Origin of the sequence: Leifsonia shinshuensis (assembly GCF_014217625.1) — a bacterium.
GTDB classification, from domain to species: Bacteria; Actinomycetota; Actinomycetes; order Actinomycetales; family Microbacteriaceae; genus Leifsonia; species Leifsonia shinshuensis_A.
Genome location: NZ_CP043641.1, coordinates 4,306,435 through 4,326,475 on the forward strand (window position 1 = coordinate 4,306,435; position 20,041 = coordinate 4,326,475).

Sequence of the window (20,041 nt, forward strand, 5' to 3'; positions counted from 1 at the left end):
TCCGCCCCGAACTGGGGGACGCACCGCGATCGAATTCTGTGGGTCCGCTGTGCCAGGCTGTCCAGCGCGCGCCACGGTGGCGCGCGAAGGGGGAACCAGCGTGACCGACGCGACCGACGACCGAGTCCAGCCTGCGCCGGAGGGCGCACAGCCGCCTGCGCCGGACGCGGCGCCGTACGACGCGGCGCCCGCCTACACTCCGCTGGACCCCTTCGCCGCACCCCAGCCGTACAGCCAGGCCGAGCGCGTCGGCCGCGGCATCGCGCTCGCGCTCCTGATCATCCCGGCCGGCGTCATCGTCTGGACCGTCCTCTGGAACATCGGCTTCATCGCCTCGATCGTCACCTGGGGCGTCGCCGTCGGCGCGGTCTGGCTCTACCGGGCCGGGTCGAAGGCGCGGGTCACCCGCGCCGCCTTCTGGGGCATCATCGCGATCGTCGCCGTCACCATCGTGCTGTCGCTGCTCGCCGGGATCTTCGCCGACCTCGTCGCCGTGCTGAAGATCCCGCTCGGCGACGCCCTCACCGACGGCCGGGTCTGGAGCCTGTTCTGGGACAACCTGTTCACCAACGGCGACATGTGGCAGTCCTACCTGCCCTCCGTGCTGCTCGCCCTGCTGTTCGCCGTGCTGGGCTGCTTCACCACCCTCCGCCGCGCATCCCGGGAGTCGCGCGCCTGAGCGGGCCGCGAGTAGAGTCGCGGTCGTAGTCCCGACCGCGAGGGAGTCGCGCGATGACCAAGTTCATGATCTCGTTCCCCAGTGGCGCCATGCACGTCACCGAGGAGGAGCTGCCCGCCGTGGCGGACGCCGCGCACTCGGTGATCCGGGAGGCGCAGGACGCCGGCGTGTACGTCTTCGGCGGCGGCATCGACGAGGGCGTCGGCACGGTGATGGTGTCCGGCGACGGCACGATCACCGGGGGCACCTACCCGGAGACGCGCCTGATGGACGGCGGCTTCACGATCCTCGACCTCCCGACCCGGGACGCCGCGCTGGAGTGGGCGGCCAAGTTCGCGACCGCCTGCCGGTGCCAGCAGGAGGTCCGCGAGTTCCAGTACGACCCGCTCGCCTAGCGCGGCGAGGAGACGCCTTCAGCCGGCCAGCGCCGCCGAGTCGAAGTAGCTCTCGTCGAAGCAGGCGAGCGCCTCGCCCCAGGTCCCCCCGGCGTCCTCGATGGCCCGCGCCTCGTCCAGTGCCGCGACCGTGGCGAACGGGACGGTGAGACCGTGCTCGGCCAGGTCGAGCACGGACTCGACCGGCTGTCCGGGGTCGTCCGTCTCGACCGTCGCGAGATGCTCGTACACGTCGGGCGCCAGCTCCCGGAGTGCTTCGCCGATCAGGTCGCCGCGCTCTGTGCCCTCCGCGTCCCAGGTGAACCGCACGAGACCGTCGGCCGGGAACGCGTACCGATGCCGTTCCCCGGCAGCGGCGACCGCATGGTCGAGGGCGGCGCGCACAGCCGCGGGGGCGATGATGTCCGTCATAAGGCTCTCCTTCGTGGCGTCGTTGTCAGCGTGATCGGGCCTCGGTGCAACCGCCGACCGGCAGCGGTTCCGTGATTCTGGCACGAGCGGGTCACCCCCAGGAAGGGGGCAAACGGTAATGTCGGGAAATTCTGGGCGAACGGTCGCTGAAGGCGGGCCTCCTAGGCGTTGAGGTCTCCGATTCGCTCCATCCAGGTGTCCGGGCCGGTGAGCGCTTCGAATCCGAACTTGGCATAGAGACCGTGCGCGTCGTTCGTGGACAGAGCGATGCGCCGCAGGCCCAGGGGCTCGAAGTAGTCGACGATGCCCGCGATGAGGAGTGCGCCGACACCGCGTCCACGCACCTGTCCGTCGACGAAGACATCGCACAGCCACGCGAAGGTCACTCGGTCGGTGATCGCCCGGGCATAGGCGACCTGGCCGCCGGACTCGACGTCGTACACGCCGAAGTTCTGCGATCCGTCGATCGCAGCGTCCTGCTTTGCGCGGGATCGACCGGGGGCCCAATAGGACTCCTCACTGATCCAGCGGTGCACGCGCGATCGATCCAGTTCGGCGGAATCGGTTGAGAATCGGTAGTCGGATGCCATCCGTCCATACAATCCCACTTCCGCAGGCTCGGCCGAGAACCCTGTCGTCCACACGGCGCATGGACGATGCGATCGGCGGCCCAGCGGCCGGCGACCGTCGCCGTCGGCCCGCTCAGCTCGGCGGGGCGCCGCGGTCCGCGGGGGAGAGATTGTAGACAGTCCCGTACTTCAGCGTCGGGGTGGTGATCGCGCTGTTGTAGGGGTTGAGGTAGTCGAGATCGTCGGCCGTGATGCCGAAGCGGCTTTCGATCGCTTCGAGAGTGTCGTCGCGGGCCACGGTGTACGTCGATGGTCGCCCGTCCGCCATCGTCGTCATCCCGGTGGCGTGCTCCCGGGTCCCGTGGTCCGAGACGGCCAGCCCGGTGTGGGTCGGCGCGAGCTTCCAGCTGAGTTGTGCGGCGGCGAGCGCGGGATACACGCAGCCGTCGGGGTTGGATTTTCCCGCGTCCGCGTCCGCGCGGACGATGACGGTCCGAAGGTAGGTGGGGTCGACCTCGAACGGTCCGCCGGGAATCGAGGTGGGCAACGTCCACAGGTCTGAGGTGCCGGTCGATGGGTTCATGACGAAGGATCAGCTGTCTGCTGCGCACTTCGCGTTCAGCGGGTGCGGGCTCAGTTGGAGGTCGATCTGGCCCGTCGCCGGTGTGTGGAAGGTCTGCAGTGCAGCGGTGACGGTGTTGCCCGTGGCGGTGAGTACGACGTCGCCGGTCGTCTGACCGTCGAAGGAGGTGAGCGTCCCCGTCGCGATGACGCCGCTCAACACCGGCTCCGGCGACACCGAAGCGGTCGGCGAGGCGGTCGGCGAGGCCGGCCGGTGCGGCGAAGTCGCCCCGGGCGTCCCGGCCGCCGTGCAGCCGGCGATCGCAGACACCACAAGGGCGAGAGTGGCGCCAGCCACTGCGACACGACGGCCGAGCATGGGCCCATGCTAGCGGGATGGACGCCGTGTCGATCCGCGCCCGCGCATTGGACACGATGTCGATTCGGACGACGTCCCTGCACGCCTACCATCCTTGACATGACCGCCATCGTCGAGGAAGACCGGACCCGGGTTCACCCCGCTGAGGGAGCGCACACCGGCGCACCTCTCGGGCTCGGCGGAGCCTTCCCGCTCCGCAGCGACGCCGACGTGGTCATCCTCGGCTACGACTGAGCGCGCCGCTTCCCCAACCGGCTCAGCCGGCGTCGCCATCCATCGTCGCCGACACGCCGTTCAGCAGGTCGCCCGGTCGGCACTCCAGCACGTCGGCCAGATGCACGAGATTCAGCACGGAGGGCATGATCGTGCCGCGCTCGATCCGCCACAGCGTGTGCTCCTGCAGCTCGGCGCGCCGGGCCAGTTCGTCCAGCTGGTAGAGCAGCCGTTCCCGTCTGCCACGGATGTTCTCGCCGATCCGGCCGGCGATCGCGTTGGTCTCGGATTGCACGCGATGAATGCTAACAAGCCTCCGGAGAGTAGCCTGGCAGTGCCGCGCGCTCGATCGAGCGCGCGGAGAAGACAACGAAGGAAGAAACGATGGCTACAGGCACCGTCAAATGGTTCAACGCAGAGAAGGGGTACGGGTTCATCGCCCCGGATGACGGCAGTGCCGACGTCTTCGCCCACTTCAGCGAGATCTCCTCGCAGGGCTACCGCACGCTCGAGGAGAACCAGAAGGTCGAGTACGACCTGACCCAGGGGCCGAAGGGGATGCAGGCCTCCAACATCCGCGCGCTCTGACACCCGGATCTCCGGTCTCCCGCCCGGAGCGGGAAGCCAGGCGATGGCCCGGCCTGCCACAGGCCGGGCCATCGCCCACCGGGAATGCAGTACAGCCGTCCGCCCCCATGCGGTCCGGCCTGCCATCCGGTTGCTTAGTGCACACACTATGCGAGCCGCCCGGGTTGTCAACCGGGTAGTTGCGCCGATTTCAGCGGACCTCGGCCTCCAGCGCCAGGATCGCAGCCGCTACGGCCGCGGGGTTCTCCCACGCCGTGAAGTGGCCGCCCCGCGCCAGCCTCGCGAACGAGCGGATGTCGGCATAGCTCTTCTCGGCCAGCGACCGCGGGTACGCCGATTCGTGGGTCTGGATGAGGATGCTCGCCGGCGCCTCCACCACCGGGTGCAGGTCGTCGCCGTCCGGCGACTCGCTGTAGGGCCGGAAGCTCGTCCCGATCGAGCGGGTCACCCAGTAGACCATGACGTTCGTGAGGATGTCGTCCGGGTCGAACGCGGACAGGCCGTCGCCGTCGCTCCACGCCGCGACCTTCTCGCCGATCCACGCCAGCAGGCCGCTGGGGGAGTCGATCAGCGCGGCCGCGAGCGTGTCGGGCCTGGTGCCCATCTGGTGGGCGTACCCGGATTCGGCGGACGGGGCGACCGACGCCAGGAAGGCCCGCTCGGCGTCGTCGAGCTCCACGCCCGGGCGGCTGCGCCCAGAGAACGACGCGTGGCTGGCGACGATGCCCGCGACGGCGGGGTGCGCTCCGGCGAGCCAGTCGCTGACGCCCGCGCCGACGTCCTCCCCGTAGGTCAGGTAGCGGTCGTAGCCGAGGTGGGTCGTCATCAGCGCGTCCCAGCGGTCGGCTACCGCCGCGGAGGAGAAGCCGGACGGCAGGACGCCGGAGAAGCCGTAGCCCGGCAGCGAGGGCACCACGACATCCAGCTCCCCGTCGAGCGCGTCCGCCAGCGACAGCATGGAGGCGAACGAGTACGGCCAGCCGTGCGTCACCACGACCGGGAGGCGGCCGGGCCGGCGCCCGCGGGCGACGACGACGTGCACTTCGCAGCCGTCGATCGGCACGACGAACTGCTCGAAGCGGTTGAGCCGTCGCTCGGCGGCACGCCAGTCGTAGCCGCGCCGCCACCGCTCGATCAGCCCGCCCAGCACCTCCGGCGGGACGCCGTTGGACCAGTCCGGCCCCGGCGACTTCCCGGGCAGGATGGTCGCCCGCAAGCGGCCGTCCAGGTCGGCGAGGACGGTGTCGGGCACGGCGATGCGAAACGGCTCCATGACTCGACGCTACGGTGGGCCACCGACGCCCGGCCAGACCTCCCGGCCAGACGCCCCGGCCAGATCTCGAACGGCGCCCGCGGCGTAGGCTGACCGCATGGCCGACGACAGCCCGCGCCCCGAGCCCGACGCCCGGGTGGAGGCCGCGCGCTACCGCCTGCGCCGCGAGGCCGAGGAGCGCGGCGAGGAGGTCGAGGAGGTCGACGCCGGCCAGCCGACGATGGACCAGCGCGCGCACGTCATCGAGAACGCGATCCAGCAGGCGATCCGGCGCGGCGACTTCGACGACCTCCCCGGAGCGGGCAAACCGCTGCCCGGGCTCACCGGCACGCACGACCCGGACTGGTGGATCCGCCGCAAGATCGAGCGCGAGCAGCTCACCGGGCTCGGCCCTCCCGCGCTCACGCTGCGGACCGAGCACGCCGAGTTCGACGCGACGCTCGACCGGCTGGCGTCCGAGCGGGCCGTGCGCGAGCATGTGGACGACTTCAACCGCCGGGTGGTGAACGCCAGGCGGCAACTGCAGGGCGGCCCTCCCGTCGTCACGCCGACCCGTGATGCTGACGAGGAGGTCGCGCGCTGGAGCGAGCGCCGCGACACCCGACTCCGGGAGGCCGAGGCGAACCGGCGCGCAGAGGCGGAGGCCCTGGCCGCCCTCAGCCGTCGTGAGCGGCGGCGGCTGCGCAGAGGACGCTGACCGCCGCGCCGCTCACTCCGACAGGTGCTGCTTGGTGTTCGTGTACACGATCGAGTCGGCGGTCGCTCCGACCAGGCCGAGCGTCACGCGCAGGAGCTGGCCGGGCAGGGTGCTGTTCGGCGGCGGCGTCGCCGCGCCGAGGGTGAGCGGGGTCCCATCGGGAAGGGTCGCGGTCGCGGAGTCGAGGTACACCTGCACGTTCCCGCTCAGCGTCATCGTGTCCGCCGTGGTCAGCAGGACCGGCCCGGTCTGCTTGCGGACATTGAGGCTGAAGCCCTGGATGGTGATGGAGTCCGCCGAGATCTTCAGCACGGGGACGCGGCTGCCGTCCGCCAGCGGGACGGTCACGAGATTCACACCCTTGAGCCCGGTGAAGGACAGCGAATTGCTGCCGAGCTGCGCCGGCGGCTGCGTGAACACGGGCGCGGAGCCGTCGGGCGACGCCGGCGTCGGAGCGGGAGTCGGCGTCGGGCTGCCGGTCGCGGGAGCGCCCGGCGTGCCCGGCGTGGTCGGCAGACCCGGCAGCGGCAGCCCGGGGGAGGGCGAGCCGGACGACGGCGACGGGCTCGGAGTGGAGGACGACGAGTCGCACGAGGTGAAGATCGGGATGCAGAGCGAGGCCGGGGCCGTCGCGCGAGCCGAATCGGCGGGCACCGGGGCGGCGCCCAGCCCGGTGAGCGCGCCGGCCAGGGCCAGGCCGGCAGCGAGCACGCCGCCGGAGATCCGGGTGCGGCGCGTCACGCGGTCTCCTCGGCCGGGCCGTCGTCCGCCGAAACGCCCTCGCGGCGGCGGCCACGGCGACGGCGCTCGCCGCGCTGTTCCGGCGGCATCCACGCCACCGTCAGGATGCCGCCGACGGTGCTCAGCAGCATGCCGATGAAGAAGCCGCCGAGGTTGACGCCGACGAGCGAGTACACCGCGATCGCGAGCGCGATCACGCCGTAGAAGACGCGGTGCGCCGGCATGGCCACGGCCAGGACGCCGAGCAGCAGGAGCAGGACCGGGATGATCGTCGCCTGCAGGCCCTCGATGCCGAGCTGGACGTGGATGCGGCCGATGTCGAGCTGTCCGGAGAAGAACATCTCGATCCCGCCGAGCGCGGTCAGGAGGCCGCCGACGAACGGGCGGCTGCGGCGCCAGGCGCGGAAGCGCTGCCAGGCGGAGCGGTCGTCGGACGCGGCGGGCTCCGCAGCGTCGTCAGCCGGCTCCACAGCGTCGTCGGCCAGCTCCGCCGTGTCATCGCCCGGCGTCAGCAGCGCCGAAACGTCCGCGTCGGCGTACTCGTCCTCCGGCGTCCCCGCCTCCGGCTCGACCATCGCGTGCCTCGTTCCCGGGCGGCTCAGAAGCATCCCTTCGACCCGTCCGTGAGCTGCACGTGCATGCCGGTGAGCGTGAAGACCGAGGCCTGCGTGCTCCACGCGGTCTGCTGCAGGTGCGAGATGGTCACCGTGTCGGAGTCCTGCGCGAAGTCGCCGGCGCTGCCCTTGGCGGTGGTGTTCACGGTCGAGGCGTCGACGCCGATGCGGATGTTGTGGAACTCCGCGTCGCCGGCGAGGTCCGTCATCCCGATCTGGAGGTCGGTGGCGCTGGCGGGGTTGCCGCCGCCGCCCGCGGTGATCAGCACGCCCACCTTGCCGAGCGGGGTGTCGGAGACGACCGACTGGCAGAGGTCGGCGAGTGTGGCCGACTTGATGTTGGCGATCGCGACCTGGTGCTGCTTGCCCGTGGTGTCGGGCGCGACGCCGGCGTACTGCGAGAAGCCGGTGCCGTCGAGCTTCGAGGCGCTGATCTGGAACTGGCTGCCGGAGACGGCGAACGAGACGGGGACGGCCCCCTGCGCGACCCCGGTCATCAGCAGCGTGGACACCACGGCGACGGGCACGGCGGCGAGCACGATGCGTCCGGCGTGGGAGCCGGCGAGCTTGCGGAACTTCATCGATCCTCCTGTTCGGGGGCTTGACAGCGACTGTGCGGTCGTTCCCACGACGAGAGTAGACGCTATTGACCGATTGTCAATAGTCGGCCGAATGGAGGACGGCCGAATTGAGGGGGAAGGGCCGTTCCGGTCTTGTGGCGCGGTGCCCGGGCCGCTTCGCAGCGCCTAGGCTCGATCCATGGACTCCGATCGGCGCACCCGGCTGACCCCGGACGAGCGCCGCGCGCAACTCGTCGCGCTCGGCGTCGCGCACCTCGCCGACCAGCCGCTCGACACCCTCACGATCGAGGAGCTGTCTGCGCGCGCGGGCGTGTCCCGCGCCCTCCTGTTCCACTACTTCGGGTCCAAGCAAGGCCTCCACCGGGAGGTCGTCCGCACCGCGCGGGACAGCATGCTGCACGCCACGGAGCCCGTCCCCGAGCTGCCGCCGCGCGAGCGGCTGCGCGACACGCTGACCCGCATCGTCGCCTTCGTGCGCGACCACAGCGGAACGTTCTACTCGCTGGTCCGCGGCATCGCCAGCGGCGACGAGGAGGTGCGCGTCGTGATCGAGGAGGCCAGGGCCGAGCAGGCCGAGCGCGTGCTCGCGGTGTTCCTCGAGCTCGGCGCGGCCGACACCCCGCTGCTGCGGATCGGCCTGCGCTCCTGGATCGCGTTCGCGGAGGACGTGCTGGTCGCGAGCGCGATCGGCACCGACCTCCCGTCGGAGAGCATCGTCGCCTTCCTGGAGCGCAGCGCGAACGGGGTGGTGGAGGCGGTCCCGGCCGCGTAGCGCCCGTCCCGGCTAGATCCCTTCCTCGTCCAGGTCGTCCTGCGTCAGGATCCCGTCGTCCGGGTTCCCCTCCGGATCGTGCTCGTCGTAGTCCGGCTCGGCCTCGCGCGCCTGACCGCCGGTCGGTCCGTCGTTGCCGTCGCCCGGTCCGTTCCACACCGTCTCGCCCGCGACGCCGTCGTTGGTCACCAGCTCGTCGGCGAAGTCGGCCTCCGCGATCGGGTCGTCCAGCGCGTAGTCGACCTCGCCGTCGCCGGGGTCGACCCAGCCGGCGGTGTCCCCGGCGTCGGAGTCGCCGATCTCCGGCTCGTCCGCGCCGTCCAGCGGAATGCGGTCGTCCATCCTCGTCCCCTCTCTCCTGCGGTCGGCTGTTCGGGCCGAACGTACACCCGCGCGCCGGCGCCGCAGGAGAGGGGAGCGACGACTAGGGCTTCGGGAAGCTGTAGGTGCCGCTCGAGCCGGCGTCCTTGACCGCCGCCGCGACGAAGGCCGCGAACTGCGACGCGTCGGTGAAGCCGCCCTGGTAGCGCTCGCCGTTCACGAACACGGTCGGCGTGCCGAAGCTGCCGGTCGACGGGTTCTTGAGCTGGGAGTTGCCCACCGCCTCGTTCGTGCGGTCGGTCACGAACTTCGAGAAGGTCTGCTGGTTCACGCACTTCGTGACGTCAGCGGAGTCCACCCCCACCGTCTTGAACAGCGACAGCATCTTGGCGTTCGTCAGGCCGGAGCCGGTCTGCTCGTCCGGCTGGTTGGCGAACAGCGCGCTGTTGGCGTCGAAGAACTTGTCGGGCTCGTAGTTCGCCACGCACGACATCGCCGCCGCGGCGCGGGTCGAGTACTGGTTGTTGGTGCTGGAGTCGAGGATGGCGATCGGGTGGATCTCGAGCGTCGCCGTGCCGTCCGCCATCATCTGCTTCATCTGCGAGGAGTTCGTGGTCTCGAACTGGTCGCAGTACGGGCACTGGTAGTCCAGCCAGATCTGGATGTGCGCGGTCTTGCCGTCGAGCGTCTGCGTGGTCGGGGTCGGCTTCGCGCCCTGCGCGATGGCCGGGGTGGTGACCGCCTTGTCGGACTTGGTCAGCAGGAGGCCGCCGCTGAGCATGTTCTTCGGGTTGGCGACGCTGCTGGATGCGCTGACACTGGTGAAGATGATGACGCCGACGATGGTGAGCACCGCGATGATGCCGACGATCACCGAGCTCTGCACGATGATCTTGCGCCGTTTGGCCTTCTTCGCGGCCTCCTCACGCATCCGGCGAGCGGTCTCGCGCGCCTCGGCACGGCGATCGTTCTTCGTCGGGGTCGTCGCGCCTCTGCCCGTAGCAGCCATTCAGGTCATTCCATTCGAGAAAGTGGACAAGTCTCCAGGAGCAAGAGTATGGGCAAAAGCTTTGGATGTGCCGAACACCCGGCTAGCGTGGGCCCGGTGATGACTTGCGAGAGCGCACGATGACGGCCGACGACGCGGCGCGCAGCTCCGGCTCCGCGACCGCGGGGGCCGAATACGCCGCGCGGCTCCGCCGGCTCGACCAGTCCCGGTGGCGGCGCGTGCTCAACGTCCAGGCGCCGTACCGCTGGAACATCCGGCGGCTGCAGCTCGGCCGGGTGCTCGACGTCGGCTGCGGTCTCGGACGCAACCTGGCCCACCTCGGCAACGACAGCGTGGGGGTCGACCACAACGCCGAGTCCATCGCGATCGCGCGGGAGAGGGGGCTGACGGCGTTCACGAGCGCCGAATTCCTGTCGAGCGGTTTCGCGGTGCACGGCGCCTTCGACTCGCTGCTGTTCGCGCACGTCATCGAGCATGTGTCGCGGGAGTACGCGGTGGGACTCGTGCGCGAGTACCTCCCGTACCTGAAGCCCGGCGGGACGGTCTGCTTCATCACGCCGCAGGAGCGCGGCTACGCCAGCGACACCACGCACGTGACCTTCACCGACTTCACCGACCTCGACCGGCTCTCCCGGGCGACCGGGCTGGTGCCGGTGCGGCACTACAGCTTCCCGCTGCCGCGCGCCGCGGGAAAGGCGTTCCTGTACAACGAGTTCGTCTTCCTGGCGCGCGCCGCCGCCTGAGCCGGCGGGTCAGACCCGCGCAGGCGCGGCCGGCGCGTCGACCGGGAGCAGCCGGCGCAGCTGCGTGACGTGCGCGGGCGTGAGGTCGGCGAGAGTCGGCACCTCCAGCAGCTTCATGGTGCGGACGACCTGGTCGCCGAGGATCTGGATGGTGCGGTCGACGCCGGCGCGGCCTCCCGCCATCAGCCCGTAGAGGTAGGCGCGGCCGATCAGGGTGAACTTCGCGCCGAGCGCGTAGGCGGCGACGATGTCCGCGCCGTTCATGATGCCGGTGTCGATGGCGACCTCGGTGCGGTCGCCGACCGCCTCGACGACCTTCGGCAGCAGGTGGAAGGGGATCGGCGCGCGGTCGAGCTGGCGGCCGCCGTGGTTGGAGAGCACGATCCCGTCGACGCCGAGGTCGACGAGCTTGACCGAGTCCTCCACGTTCTGGACGCCCTTGACGACGATCTTCCCCGGCCACATGCTGCGGATGATGTCGAGGTCGGCGAAGCTGATCGACGGGTCCATCGCCGCGTCGAGCAGCTCGCCGACCGTGCCGCCTGTCGAGGACAGCGACGCGAACTCCAACTTCGGCGTGGTGAGGAAGTCGTACCACCACCACGGCCGCGGGATCGCGTTGACGATGGTGCCGAGGGTGAGCTGCGGCGGGATGGAGAAGCCGTTGCGCTTGTCGCGCAGCCGCGCGCCGGCGACCGGGGTGTCGACGGTGAAGAACAGCGTGTCGAAGCCGTTCGCGGCGGCGCGGCGGACGAGCTCGTAGGAGATCTCGCGGTCGCGCATCACGTAGAGCTGGAACCAGTTGCGGCCGGTGGGGTTGGCGGCCTTCACGCCCTCGATGGACGTCGTGCCGAGCGTGGACAGCGTGAACGGGATGCCCGCGGCTCCCGCGGCCCCCGCGCCGGCGACCTCGCCCTCGGTCTGCATGAGGCGGGTGAAGCCGGTGGGCGCGATCCCGAACGGCATCGCCGACCGGCCGCCCCAGATCTCGCAGGACGTGTCGACCGTGGACACGTCGCGCAGGATCGACGGGTGGAACTCGATGTCCTGGAACGCCTGCCGCGCGCGGGCCAGCGACAGCTCGCCCTCCGCCGCGCCCTCGGTGTAGTCGAAGGCGGCCTTCGGGGTGCGGCGCTTCGCGATCGTCCGCAGGTCCTCGATGGTGAGGGCGGCGCTCAGCCGGCGCTTCTTCGCGTCGAGCTCCGGCTTCTTGAACGACAGGAGCTCGAACAGCTCGGCGGGCTTGGGGAGTTGGCGGGTGACCATGTTCGTGTGCCTAACGTGCGTCGGTGATTGGGTCGGAAGGGGACAGGGTGCGGGCGTCGCGGTAGTAGCCGCTGATGTGGTCGTGGATGCGGGTGTGCGCCGCCGCAGGGTCGCCGGCGTCGATGGCGTCGATCACGCCGCGGTGCTCGGCGCGGAGCCGGGCAGCCATGGCGTCCCAGTCCGGGATGCGCTCGGCGCCGGCGAGGACGTAGCCCTCGATGGAGTTGCGCAGACCCGCCATCATCGTCGCGACGACGGCGTTGCCCGCCGCCTCCGCGAGCGCGAGGTGGAACCGGGCGTCGAGCGCCAGGAACTCCGGCGCGGTGAGGGCGGGTTCGTCCATCGCGTCGAGAAGCTGACGCGCGTCGGCGAGGTCGACAGGGGAGTGCCCGGCCAGCTCGCCTGCGACGGACGACTCCAGCAGGAGTCGCGTACTGACCACGTCCGCGACCGGGAAACCGCTCGCCGCGACCTGGAGCCGCATGAGCGCCTCCATCCCGCCCTGCGGCCGCGCGATGATGATGGCGCCGGAGCTCGGCCCGGAGCCGGTCTGCGTGCGGATCAGTCCCATGGCCTCCAGCACCCGGACGGCCTCGCGGACGCTGGAGCGCGCGACGCCGAACTCGGCGGCCAGCGCGCGCTCGGGAGGGAGGTGGTCGCCGGGCCGCAGCCGGCCGTCGACGAGGCGCTCCTCGATGCGGGCGAGCACGCTCTCCCACGCCTTCGGCTCGGTCGTCATGGCGTCCTCTCGTGTGGTCGGACCATATGGTCAGACCACACGATAGCACGCCGTTCCAGCGCGACGGCGAGAGGCCGGCTCAGTCGGCGGGCGCGGGAGCGCGCCCGAACTCCACGTCCTCCACGCGAGAGCGCGGCATCGCGATGCCCGCCACGATGGTCAGCGCCGCGACCACGGCCACCGCCGTGAACACCGCGGTCGACGCGACCTGCACGGCCGCGGGCGAATGCGCCCCGCCGGTGCTGGACAGGATGATCGCGTTCGCGATCGCGCCGAAGACCGCTACGCCCACCGCGCTGCCGATCGACCGCGCGAACATGTTCGTCCCTGTCACGACGCCGCGCTCGCTCCACGCGACGCTCGACTGCGCCGCGATCAGCGTGGGTGTCGCGACCAGGCCCATCCCGAGCCCGACCACGAAGCAGCTCACCGCCACGAACAGCACGCTCGGGTGCACGCTCGTCGCCGCGAGGATGATCGTGCCGACGATCGCGATGCCGGTGCCGAGCAGCGCGGTGCTGCGGAAGCCGATCCGCAGGTAGAAGCGCCCGGAGATGCTGGCCGCGATGGGCCAGCCGAGCGTCAGCGCCGCGACCGCTAGGCCGGCCACCAGCGGGGGTGCGCCGACCGTGGCCTCCAGGTAGGTCGGCACGTAGGAGGTGAGGCCGATCAGGATGGCGCCGATGCCGAGCGAGATGAGCGTGGTCGTGACCAGCAGCCGCCGGGACAGCACCCAGAGCGGCATGACCGGCTCCGCCGCGCGGCGCTCCACCAGGGCGAAGGCGACCAGCAGGAGGGCGCCGAGCGCGAACGCGCCGATGCTCCACACCGAGTCCCACGCCCAGGCCTGGCCGCCCTCCAGGACGGCGAGGATGAGCAGCGACATCCCCGCGGTGAGCAGCGCGGATCCGGCGTAGTCGATGCGGTGCTTCTTGCGCTCGATGCTCTCGTGGAAGCTGCGGATCAGCATCCACGCCGCCAGGATGCAGAGCGGCACGTTGACGAAGAAGATCCACCGCCACGACAGGAACTGCGAGAACAGGCCGCCGAGCGTCGGTCCGACGACCGAGGAGATCGCCCACACGCTCGCGAGGTAGCCCTGGGTCTTGGCGCGCTCGGCCACCGTGTAGATGTCGCCCGCGATCGTCATCGACATCGGCTGGATGGCGCCGGCGCCGAGGCCCTGCAGCGCGCGGAACGCGATCAGCGCGGGCATGCTCCACGCGAACCCGCAGAGCACCGAGCCGAGGAAGAAGAGGCCGATTCCCGCCAGGACGATCGGCTTGCGCCCGACCGTGTCGGACAGCTTGGCGTAGACCGGCACCGAGACCGCCTGCGCCAGCAGGTAGATGGAGAACAGCCACGGGAACGAGGCGAAGCCGCCCAGGTCGCGCACGATCGAGGGGACGGCGGTGGCGAGGATGGTCGCGTCGATCGCGACCAGTCCGGTGGTCAGCATCAGTGCGATCAGGATCGGTCCGCGCTCGGACCGGAAGCCGACGCTCGCCCGGGAGATTTCGTTCATCCCTGTGAACAACAGCCGGTCATCCCGATCATTCCCGCGCCACGCGACTTGACGTGAAAGAAACGAACGCGCACAATCTGAAACATGTCTTTCACATCGGACGATCGACCTGCAGGAGGCCGCCACGAGGACCGCAGGACGGTCACCGACCCGCGCGCGCTCCGGGCGCTCGCCCATCCGCTCCGGCTCGCGCTGCTCGACCACCTGATGTCATTCGGCGCGAGCACCGCCAGCGACTGCGCGGAGGCGGTCGGCTCGACGCCCTCCAACTGCAGCTACCACCTGCGCGCCCTGGCGAAGTTCGGGCTGGTGGAGCGGGTGGAGGCCGAGGACGGCCGCGAGCGCCCCTGGCAGTCCACGGCCACCGGGCTCACCCTCGGCCGCACCGAGGACCCGGCGATGCAGTTCGGGGTCGACACGGTCGAGCGGTTCTTCGCCGACCATCAGATCGACGAGGACGCCGCCCGGCTGCACCGCTCGATCGCACAGCGCGACAGCGTGCCGGAGGAGTGGCGGGAGGCCAGCATCCTCTCCGGCTACGCGCTGCGGATCGCGCCGGACGAGCTCCGCGAGCTGGGGGAGCGGCTGGACGCGCTCATCCGCCCCTACATCGCGCTCACCCGCTCCGACGCCCCGGACGACAGCGCTGTTGTCGTGCTGGGCCTGAACGCCTTCCGGCACCCGGATGAGAAAAACGCCGCTGAGAAGAACGCTGAGAAGAACCCATCATGACCCGCTCACCTCTCTTCCGCCGCGACTACGGCCTGATCTGGTCGGCCGGCCTCGTCTCCGACACCGGGGACTGGCTGCTGATGATCGCCCTCCCGCTGTTCGCGTTCTCGGCGACCGGCTCCGCGCTCGGCGCCTCGACCGTGTTCCTCGCCGAGCTCATCCCGATGCTGCTCGCCGGCACCTTCCTCGGCGTGCTGGTCGACCGCTGGGATCCGCGGCGCACGATGATCGTCACCGCGCTGATCCAGGGCGTCGCCCTGCTGCCGCTGCTGGCCGCCGGCCCCGACCGGATGGGCATCGTCTACGCGGTCGCCGCGGTGCAGGCCTGCCTCGGCGCCGTGATGAACCCGGCTCGCCAGTCGACGGTGCCGCGGCTGCTGAAGCCGGACGAGCTCGGCCGCGGCAACGCGCTGCTCGCGATCAGCGACAACCTCGCCCGACTGGTCGGCTCGCCGCTCGGCGGTCTCGCGTTCGCGGTGTCCGGCCTCCCGGGCGTCGTGATCGTGGACGCCGTGTCGTTCGGCGTGACCGCCGTCCTGGTCCTCTTCACCCGTCCGCTGCCGCCGCGCGTGCACGAGCCGGGGGAGGAGTCCGCGCCCGCAGTCGAGCGCCGGCTGCTGCGGGAGTGGGTGGAGGGCATGGCAACGATCGTGCGCAGCAGGGAGCTGGCGACCGTCACGGTCATCGCCATCATCGGCAGCGTCGCGCAGGGCGTCTTCCTCGTCCTCTTCATCGTCTACGTCACCGAGAACCTGCACGCCGGGGACACGGAGGTCGGCATCCTGCGCGGCGTCCAGGCCATCGGCGGCGTGCTCGGCGGCCTCCTCACCGGGCTGATCGTGCACCGGGTCGCGCCGCGCTGGCTGATCGGCGTCGGCTACCTCGTGTTCGGCGCGCTCTCGCTGCTGACCTGGAACCTGGCCCCGGTCACGACGGCCGTCTGGGTCTACGCCGGCCTGTTCATCGCGATGGGCCTGCCCGGGGTCGCGACCGAGACGGGCGAGATCACGCTCGTGCAGACGGTCACGCCGCGCGCGGCGCTCGGGAGGGTGATCGCCGCGGTGCGGACGATCTCCGGCGCGGCCCAGGGCGTCGGCCTCCTGGTCGCCGGTCTCATCGCGGCGTCGGTCGGGACGGTCCATGTGCTGGACGCGCAGGCCTCCCTCTATCTGCTGTGCGGGGTGCTCGCCCTGGTGTTCCTCGGCGGCGGGCGCACGACGCGGGAGACCGTGCCAGAACCGGCCGCCTCCGCCGCGACGCCCTCCTGAGTCGCGACTTGACGCGAAACCCGGCCGATTGCCAGAGGTTTCGCGGATCGGCACGTAGGGTGTCGGTGTGTGGCGACTGGATAGGAAGAGCGAGGACGACGACGACATGACGTCCGACGTGCCCGAAGGGGACGCCCTGCGCCCGGCCGCCAACACCACCTCCCCGCACACCCTCAGCCTCGGCGAGGCCGGTCTCGTGGCCGGCAACATCGCCGACCACGTCTGGGCGAAGTGGCGCGAGGAGATCGCGGCGATCGGCGGCGACTCGCCGCTGCTGCACTTCGAGGACAGCCCGCGCACTCGCATCGAGCTGAGCACGACGCATCCCGGCGGCCTCCCGCAGTTCATCACCGGACAGAGCACGCTGCTCTCCAGCCTGATCCGCGACGAGCTCGCCCTGCGCACGGCGCGGGCCGCGGCCAACGCGATCACCGCGAAGGGGATCGAGCTGCGCTCGGTGCGCGGCATCGAATCCGTGCACCTCGCGATCGGTCTCGCCCAATGGCGGCACGGCACCGACGAGTTCATGGCGCCGATCCTGCTGCGCCCGATGGCGATCCGCCGCTACGGCCGGGACTTCGAACTGAAGCTCAAGGGCCAGCCGTTCCTCAACCCGGAGCTGTCCAAGGCACTGGCCGAGCAGTTCCAGATCACGCTCGACGCGAGCGCGTTCGTGGCGCTCGCCCTCGACAACGGCGCGTTCAAGCCGCAGCCGGTGATCGACCGGCTGCGCGGGCTCACCTCGCACCTGCCCTGGTTCAACGTCCAGCCGCGCCTGGTGGTGTCGTCGTTCGTCGACGTCGCGCCGGCGCTGCGCGCCGAGGCCGACGACCTGGACACCACGCTCCTGGACGCCCTGGCCGGCAACCCGACCGCGCGCACCACCATCGAGAGCGCCTTCAGCCCGGCGCAGCCCGTCCGCCAGGACGAGCGGCCGCCGGCGACCGACTCCCTCCTGCTCGACGCCGACGAGGCGCAGGAGAACGTGGTCGCGCAGATCGCCGCGGGCAACTCCCTCGTCGTCAAGACCCTCCCCGGCACCGGCGGCACCCAGACGGTCGTCAACGCGGTCGGCGCGCTGGTCGCGCAGCACAAGCGCGTCCTGGTCGTCGGTCCGCGGCGCTCCAGCCTGGAGGACATCGCCCAGCGCTTCACGAAGGTCGGCCTGCCCGGCCTCGCCGTGACGCCCCGCAGCCTGCGCCGCGACCTCATCCAGTCGATCGGCCGCAACGAGAAGGCCGAGCAGCCGCGCGTCACCGACGTGGACGACGCCCTGGTGCGCCTCCGCAAGGTGCTGCTGGACTACCGCGCCGCGCTCGCCCGCCGCGACCCCGTGCTGCACGTCTCCGTGCTCGACGCGCTCCGCGAGCTGTCCCGGCTCGCGCTGCTGCCGTCGCCGCCCTCCACCACCGCGCGCCTGAGCAGGGCCTCCATCGAGATGCTCGCCTCCGGGCGCGACGCCTCGGCGGACGCGCTCATCCGGGCCGCGCGCCTCGGCGAGTTCCGCTACGGCCCCAACGACTCGCCCTGGTACGGCGCCTCGTTCGGCACCACCGAGGAGGGCAAGGCCGCCCACGACCTCGCCAAGAAGCTCAGCCGCGCCGAGCTGCCCCGCCTGCTCGACCGCGCCAAGGCTCTGATCGGGCAGACCCGGATGCGGCCGTTCGAGTCGATCGCCGAGCTCGGCGTCTACCTGCGGCTGCTGCTCGACGTCCGGGAGACGCTGGACCGCTTCACGCCGGCCGTGTTCGACCGCTCGATCGCCGAGCTGATCGCCGCCACCTCCTCGCGCCGCGAGTCGCCCGCGATGTCGGGTGCGAACCGCCGCCGGCTGCGCAAGCTCGCCCTGGAGTACGTGCGCCCAGGCGTGCACGTCACCGACCTCAATGAGGCGCTGCGCCGAATCCAGCAGCAGCGCATCCTCTGGAACCGGTTCGCCGTCGCCGGCGTCGTGCCAGAGGTGCCGGTCGGTATCGCGGACGTGCAGGTCGCCTACCAGCGCGTCGCGGAGGACCTGGCCCGTCTCGACATCCCGCTGCGCCGGGTCGGCACCCCCCAGTCGCTCGCCGCCCTCCCGGTCGAGGAGCTGACCCGTCAGGTCGCCGGCCTCGCCGCCGAGTCCGAAGTGCTCGCCAACCTGCAGGAACGCACCGCGCTGCTCGGCCAGCTGCGCGACCGCGGGCTGGACCCACTGCTGTCCGACCTGTCCGTCCGCCACGTGCCGGAGTCGCAGGTCAGCGCCGAGCTCGAGCTGGCCTGGTGGCAGTCGGTGCTGGAGGCGCTGCTGTCCTCCGATCGTGCCCTCCTCAGCGGCAACACCAGCGTGCTGGACCGGCTGGAGGCCGACTTCCGCCTGGTCGACGAGGCGCACGCCTCCGCTACGGGCAAGCAGCTCGCCTGGATGCTCGCCGAGACCTGGAAGATCGGCATCGTGGACTGGCCAGAGGAGGCCAAGGCCCTCAAGAAGCTGCTGACGACCAGCGCGCCCACCGCCGCGACGCTCAACGCCGCGGCCCCGCACCTCGCGCGCCCGCTCGCACCGGTCTGGCTGGTGTCGCCGTACGAGGTCCCCGCCATCGACGCGGAGGTCGCCTTCGACACGGTCGTGCTCATCGACGCCGGAGCCTCCAGCCTCGCCGAGAACGTCCCCGTGCTGCGCCGGGCGCGCCAGGTGGTCGCGTTCGGCGACCCGGTGACCCAGACCCCGTCGCACTTCGACGTGGGCGTGCACGAGTACGGCACGACGGTGGAGGCCGCGGACGTGGACTCCCTGCACGCCGACTCCGCCTTGTCGCGGCTCTCCGAGCTGCTGCCGGTCTACACGCTGGCGCGCAGCTACCGGGCCGGTGGCGAAGACCTCGCCGAGCTGGTCAACCGCCGCTTCTACGGCGGCAACATCGACTCCCTGCCGTGGGCCGGCACTTACCTCGGGCACGGCAGCCTCGCCCTCCACTACGTCACAGGCGGCCAGGGCATGCCCGACACCGACACCGGCGCCGTGGAGAGCACCGACGCCGAGGTGGCGAAGGTCGTGGAGCTCGTGCTGCGGCACGCGACCGAGCGTCCGCGCGAATCGCTCATGGTCATCACCGCGAGCGAACGTCACGCCGTCCGCGTCAACCAGGCGGTGCTGTCCGCGTTCGCCAAGCGCACCGAGCTGGCCGACTTCATCCTGGGCGACCGGCCGGAGCCGTTCTCGGTGGTGACGCTGGAGCAGTCCGTCGGCCAGAGCCGCGACCGCGTGGTCTTCTCGATCGGCTACGGCCGGACCCCGCACGGGCGCCTGCTCTCCAACTTCGGCGCCCTCGCCGAGCCGGGCGGCGACCGCCTGCTCGCCGTCGGCATGACCCGCGCCCGCCGCGGCATGGACATCGTCTCCTGCTTCCGCCCGGACGACATCGACGACTCCCGGATGCGCCACGGCATCGCCGCGCTCGCGCAGGTGCTGGGGGAGGCCGACCAGCTCCAGGCCGCCGCGCCCGAGTACCTGAGCCCGGACGCCGACCCGATGGTCGTGGACCTCGGCAAGCGCCTGGCGCGCCGCGGGCTGGACGTGCAGATCGGCTACCGCGGCAAGCTGACGCTGGTGGCGTCGAACGCCGGCCGCGCCGTCGTGGTCGAGACGGACGAGGACGTGAACCGCGGCAGCCTCCGCGAGTCCCTGCGCTTGCGCCCGGACGTGCTGCGCCGCCTCGGCTGGCACTACCTCCGCGTCCACAGCTTCGAGCTGTTCGCCGACCCGGACGCCGTCGCCTCCCGCATCGCCCGCCTCATCGGCGTCAACGACGAGGCGAGCACCGAAACCGCGCCGATCACGCTGCCGCAGCTCTGACTCCCGACATTCGTGCCGAATGTCGCCTTTGGCGCGCTCATTCACGACAATCGTGCTGAATGTGCGCCTCGCACATTCGTGACGAATGTCGCGAATGGCGTCGATACGCGACATTCGGCACGAATGTGAGGGT

At 71.2% G+C, this 20,041-nt stretch carries 24 protein-coding genes; 10 read left to right on the forward strand and 14 right to left on the reverse strand.

What is annotated here, in order from left to right; all coding sequences use genetic code 11:
• Positions 1-100: 100 nt before the first annotated feature.
• Complete coding sequence (locus F1C12_RS21015) at positions 101-679, forward strand: hypothetical protein (protein WP_258046045.1); 579 nt, start codon at positions 101-103, stop codon at positions 677-679.
• Between the two features lie 53 nt (positions 680-732).
• Positions 733-1,074 carry a YciI family protein gene (locus tag F1C12_RS21020; protein ID WP_185276736.1) on the forward strand — a complete coding sequence of 114 codons (342 nt, stop codon included), beginning with the start codon at positions 733-735 and terminating at the stop codon, positions 1,072-1,074.
• Positions 1,075-1,092: 18 nt separating this feature from the next.
• Here F1C12_RS21020 and F1C12_RS21025 read toward each other — a convergent pair whose 3' ends face one another.
• The 4 genes from F1C12_RS21025 to F1C12_RS21040 all read right to left on the reverse strand — a co-directional run bounded on the left by F1C12_RS21025 (position 1,093) and on the right by F1C12_RS21040 (position 2,994).
• Complete coding sequence (locus tag F1C12_RS21025; protein WP_185276737.1) at positions 1,093-1,485, reverse strand: hypothetical protein; 393 nt, start codon at positions 1,483-1,485, stop codon at positions 1,093-1,095.
• Positions 1,486-1,646: 161 nt separating this feature from the next.
• Entirely contained in the window at positions 1,647-2,075 is a 429-nt protein-coding gene (locus F1C12_RS21030) for a GNAT family N-acetyltransferase (RefSeq protein WP_185276738.1), read from the reverse strand.
• Between the two features lie 112 nt (positions 2,076-2,187).
• Positions 2,188-2,637 (reverse strand): LysM peptidoglycan-binding domain-containing protein, encoded by a 450-nt coding sequence (locus tag F1C12_RS21035; protein ID WP_185276739.1) that lies wholly within the window; start codon positions 2,635-2,637, stop codon positions 2,188-2,190.
• A gap of 9 nt (positions 2,638-2,646) precedes the next feature.
• Positions 2,647-2,994: a hypothetical protein gene (locus F1C12_RS21040; protein WP_185276740.1), complete on the reverse strand. Its 348-nt coding sequence runs from the start codon at positions 2,992-2,994 to the stop codon at positions 2,647-2,649.
• Between the two features lie 99 nt (positions 2,995-3,093).
• Between F1C12_RS21040 and F1C12_RS22810 the strand changes: the two genes are divergently transcribed.
• The gene (locus tag F1C12_RS22810) at positions 3,094-3,228 is read left to right on the forward strand and encodes a hypothetical protein (protein ID WP_258046046.1); all 135 of its coding nucleotides are present in this window, start codon (positions 3,094-3,096) and stop codon (positions 3,226-3,228) included.
• 22 nt (positions 3,229-3,250) lie between these two features.
• Here the strand turns inward: F1C12_RS22810 and F1C12_RS21045 are convergent, their stop codons facing one another.
• On the reverse strand, positions 3,251-3,502 hold the full coding sequence (locus tag F1C12_RS21045; RefSeq protein ID WP_185276741.1) for a helix-turn-helix domain-containing protein: 252 nt from the start codon (positions 3,500-3,502) through the stop codon (positions 3,251-3,253).
• An 89-nt stretch (positions 3,503-3,591) separates the two neighbouring features.
• On the opposite strand from F1C12_RS21045, the gene F1C12_RS21050 reads away from it, so the two are divergent.
• On the forward strand, positions 3,592-3,795 hold the full coding sequence (locus F1C12_RS21050) for a cold-shock protein (RefSeq protein ID WP_185276742.1): 204 nt from the start codon (positions 3,592-3,594) through the stop codon (positions 3,793-3,795).
• 190 nt (positions 3,796-3,985) lie between these two features.
• Here F1C12_RS21050 and F1C12_RS21055 read toward each other — a convergent pair whose 3' ends face one another.
• A complete protein-coding gene (locus tag F1C12_RS21055) occupies positions 3,986-5,068 on the reverse strand; it encodes an epoxide hydrolase family protein (RefSeq protein WP_185276743.1) in 1,083 nt (360 codons plus the stop codon).
• Between the two features lie 97 nt (positions 5,069-5,165).
• Between F1C12_RS21055 and F1C12_RS21060 the strand changes: the two genes are divergently transcribed.
• A complete protein-coding gene (locus F1C12_RS21060; RefSeq protein WP_185276744.1) occupies positions 5,166-5,765 on the forward strand; it encodes a DnaJ family domain-containing protein in 600 nt (199 codons plus the stop codon).
• Between the two features lie 12 nt (positions 5,766-5,777).
• Here the strand turns inward: F1C12_RS21060 and F1C12_RS21065 are convergent, their stop codons facing one another.
• Genes F1C12_RS21065 through F1C12_RS21075 form a run of 3 tightly spaced genes read right to left on the reverse strand, consistent with a single transcriptional unit; the run spans position 5,778 to position 7,701 of the window.
• Positions 5,778-6,506 (reverse strand): hypothetical protein, encoded by a 729-nt coding sequence (locus F1C12_RS21065; protein WP_185276745.1) that lies wholly within the window; start codon positions 6,504-6,506, stop codon positions 5,778-5,780.
• Entirely contained in the window at positions 6,503-7,081 is a 579-nt protein-coding gene (locus F1C12_RS21070) for a DUF6114 domain-containing protein (RefSeq protein ID WP_219732666.1), read from the reverse strand. The genes F1C12_RS21065 and F1C12_RS21070 overlap by 4 nt, the downstream gene beginning before the upstream one ends.
• Before the next feature lie 23 nt (positions 7,082-7,104).
• Positions 7,105-7,701: a DUF6230 family protein gene (locus F1C12_RS21075; RefSeq protein ID WP_185276746.1), complete on the reverse strand. Its 597-nt coding sequence runs from the start codon at positions 7,699-7,701 to the stop codon at positions 7,105-7,107.
• Positions 7,702-7,879: 178 nt separating this feature from the next.
• Here F1C12_RS21075 and F1C12_RS21080 point away from each other — a divergent pair, with 178 nt between their 5' ends.
• Positions 7,880-8,473 carry a TetR/AcrR family transcriptional regulator gene (locus tag F1C12_RS21080; protein ID WP_185276747.1) on the forward strand — a complete coding sequence of 198 codons (594 nt, stop codon included), beginning with the start codon at positions 7,880-7,882 and terminating at the stop codon, positions 8,471-8,473.
• A gap of 12 nt (positions 8,474-8,485) precedes the next feature.
• Here the strand turns inward: F1C12_RS21080 and F1C12_RS21085 are convergent, their stop codons facing one another.
• Positions 8,486-8,815 carry a hypothetical protein gene (locus F1C12_RS21085; RefSeq protein ID WP_185276748.1) on the reverse strand — a complete coding sequence of 110 codons (330 nt, stop codon included), beginning with the start codon at positions 8,813-8,815 and terminating at the stop codon, positions 8,486-8,488.
• Positions 8,816-8,897: 82 nt separating this feature from the next.
• Positions 8,898-9,803 (reverse strand): DsbA family protein, encoded by a 906-nt coding sequence (locus F1C12_RS21090; protein ID WP_258046047.1) that lies wholly within the window; start codon positions 9,801-9,803, stop codon positions 8,898-8,900.
• Positions 9,804-9,922: 119 nt separating this feature from the next.
• On the opposite strand from F1C12_RS21090, the gene F1C12_RS21095 reads away from it, so the two are divergent.
• A complete protein-coding gene (locus F1C12_RS21095) occupies positions 9,923-10,546 on the forward strand; it encodes a class I SAM-dependent methyltransferase (protein WP_185276749.1) in 624 nt (207 codons plus the stop codon).
• Between the two features lie 9 nt (positions 10,547-10,555).
• Here F1C12_RS21095 and F1C12_RS21100 read toward each other — a convergent pair whose 3' ends face one another.
• From F1C12_RS21100 to F1C12_RS21110, 3 genes are all read right to left on the reverse strand, one after another.
• Positions 10,556-11,812 (reverse strand): alpha-hydroxy acid oxidase, encoded by a 1,257-nt coding sequence (locus F1C12_RS21100; protein WP_185276750.1) that lies wholly within the window; start codon positions 11,810-11,812, stop codon positions 10,556-10,558.
• Between the two features lie 10 nt (positions 11,813-11,822).
• Positions 11,823-12,551, reverse strand: coding sequence for a FadR/GntR family transcriptional regulator (locus F1C12_RS21105; RefSeq protein WP_185276751.1), 729 nt, complete (start codon positions 12,549-12,551; stop codon positions 11,823-11,825).
• A gap of 79 nt (positions 12,552-12,630) precedes the next feature.
• On the reverse strand, positions 12,631-14,076 hold the full coding sequence (locus F1C12_RS21110) for an MDR family MFS transporter (RefSeq protein ID WP_185276752.1): 1,446 nt from the start codon (positions 14,074-14,076) through the stop codon (positions 12,631-12,633).
• A gap of 84 nt (positions 14,077-14,160) precedes the next feature.
• On the opposite strand from F1C12_RS21110, the gene F1C12_RS21115 reads away from it, so the two are divergent.
• From F1C12_RS21115 to F1C12_RS21125, 3 genes are all read left to right on the forward strand, one after another.
• Positions 14,161-14,808, forward strand: coding sequence for an ArsR/SmtB family transcription factor (locus tag F1C12_RS21115; protein ID WP_185276753.1), 648 nt, complete (start codon positions 14,161-14,163; stop codon positions 14,806-14,808).
• Positions 14,805-16,076, forward strand: coding sequence for an MFS transporter (locus tag F1C12_RS21120; protein ID WP_185276754.1), 1,272 nt, complete (start codon positions 14,805-14,807; stop codon positions 16,074-16,076). The genes F1C12_RS21115 and F1C12_RS21120 overlap by 4 nt, the downstream gene beginning before the upstream one ends.
• Positions 16,077-16,143: 67 nt before the next feature.
• Positions 16,144-19,908, forward strand: coding sequence for an ATP-binding protein (locus tag F1C12_RS21125; protein ID WP_185276755.1), 3,765 nt, complete (start codon positions 16,144-16,146; stop codon positions 19,906-19,908).
• The last annotated feature ends 133 nt before the right edge of the window (positions 19,909-20,041 follow it).

Coding starts and splice junctions, on each gene's coding strand:
- F1C12_RS21020 (WP_185276736.1), top strand. CDS start 733: ATGACCAAGTTCATGATCTCGTTCCCCAGTGGCGCCATGCACGTCACC.
- F1C12_RS21025 (WP_185276737.1), bottom strand. CDS start 1,485: ATGACGGACATCATCGCCCCCGCGGCTGTGCGCGCCGCCCTCGACCAT.
- F1C12_RS21030 (WP_185276738.1), bottom strand. CDS start 2,075: ATGGCATCCGACTACCGATTCTCAACCGATTCCGCCGAACTGGATCGA.
- F1C12_RS21035 (WP_185276739.1), bottom strand. CDS start 2,637: ATGAACCCATCGACCGGCACCTCAGACCTGTGGACGTTGCCCACCTCG.
- F1C12_RS21040 (WP_185276740.1), bottom strand. CDS start 2,994: ATGCTCGGCCGTCGTGTCGCAGTGGCTGGCGCCACTCTCGCCCTTGTG.
- F1C12_RS22810 (WP_258046046.1), top strand. CDS start 3,094: ATGACCGCCATCGTCGAGGAAGACCGGACCCGGGTTCACCCCGCTGAG.
- F1C12_RS21050 (WP_185276742.1), top strand. CDS start 3,592: ATGGCTACAGGCACCGTCAAATGGTTCAACGCAGAGAAGGGGTACGGG.
- F1C12_RS21055 (WP_185276743.1), bottom strand. CDS start 5,068: ATGGAGCCGTTTCGCATCGCCGTGCCCGACACCGTCCTCGCCGACCTG.
- F1C12_RS21060 (WP_185276744.1), top strand. CDS start 5,166: ATGGCCGACGACAGCCCGCGCCCCGAGCCCGACGCCCGGGTGGAGGCC.
- F1C12_RS21070 (WP_219732666.1), bottom strand. CDS start 7,081: ATGGTCGAGCCGGAGGCGGGGACGCCGGAGGACGAGTACGCCGACGCG.
- F1C12_RS21075 (WP_185276746.1), bottom strand. CDS start 7,701: ATGAAGTTCCGCAAGCTCGCCGGCTCCCACGCCGGACGCATCGTGCTC.
- F1C12_RS21080 (WP_185276747.1), top strand. CDS start 7,880: ATGGACTCCGATCGGCGCACCCGGCTGACCCCGGACGAGCGCCGCGCG.
- F1C12_RS21085 (WP_185276748.1), bottom strand. CDS start 8,815: ATGGACGACCGCATTCCGCTGGACGGCGCGGACGAGCCGGAGATCGGC.
- F1C12_RS21090 (WP_258046047.1), bottom strand. CDS start 9,803: ATGGCTGCTACGGGCAGAGGCGCGACGACCCCGACGAAGAACGATCGC.
- F1C12_RS21095 (WP_185276749.1), top strand. CDS start 9,923: ATGACGGCCGACGACGCGGCGCGCAGCTCCGGCTCCGCGACCGCGGGG.
- F1C12_RS21100 (WP_185276750.1), bottom strand. CDS start 11,812: ATGGTCACCCGCCAACTCCCCAAGCCCGCCGAGCTGTTCGAGCTCCTG.
- F1C12_RS21105 (WP_185276751.1), bottom strand. CDS start 12,551: ATGACGACCGAGCCGAAGGCGTGGGAGAGCGTGCTCGCCCGCATCGAG.
- F1C12_RS21110 (WP_185276752.1), bottom strand. CDS start 14,076: ATGAACGAAATCTCCCGGGCGAGCGTCGGCTTCCGGTCCGAGCGCGGA.
- F1C12_RS21115 (WP_185276753.1), top strand. CDS start 14,161: ATGTCTTTCACATCGGACGATCGACCTGCAGGAGGCCGCCACGAGGAC.
- F1C12_RS21120 (WP_185276754.1), top strand. CDS start 14,805: ATGACCCGCTCACCTCTCTTCCGCCGCGACTACGGCCTGATCTGGTCG.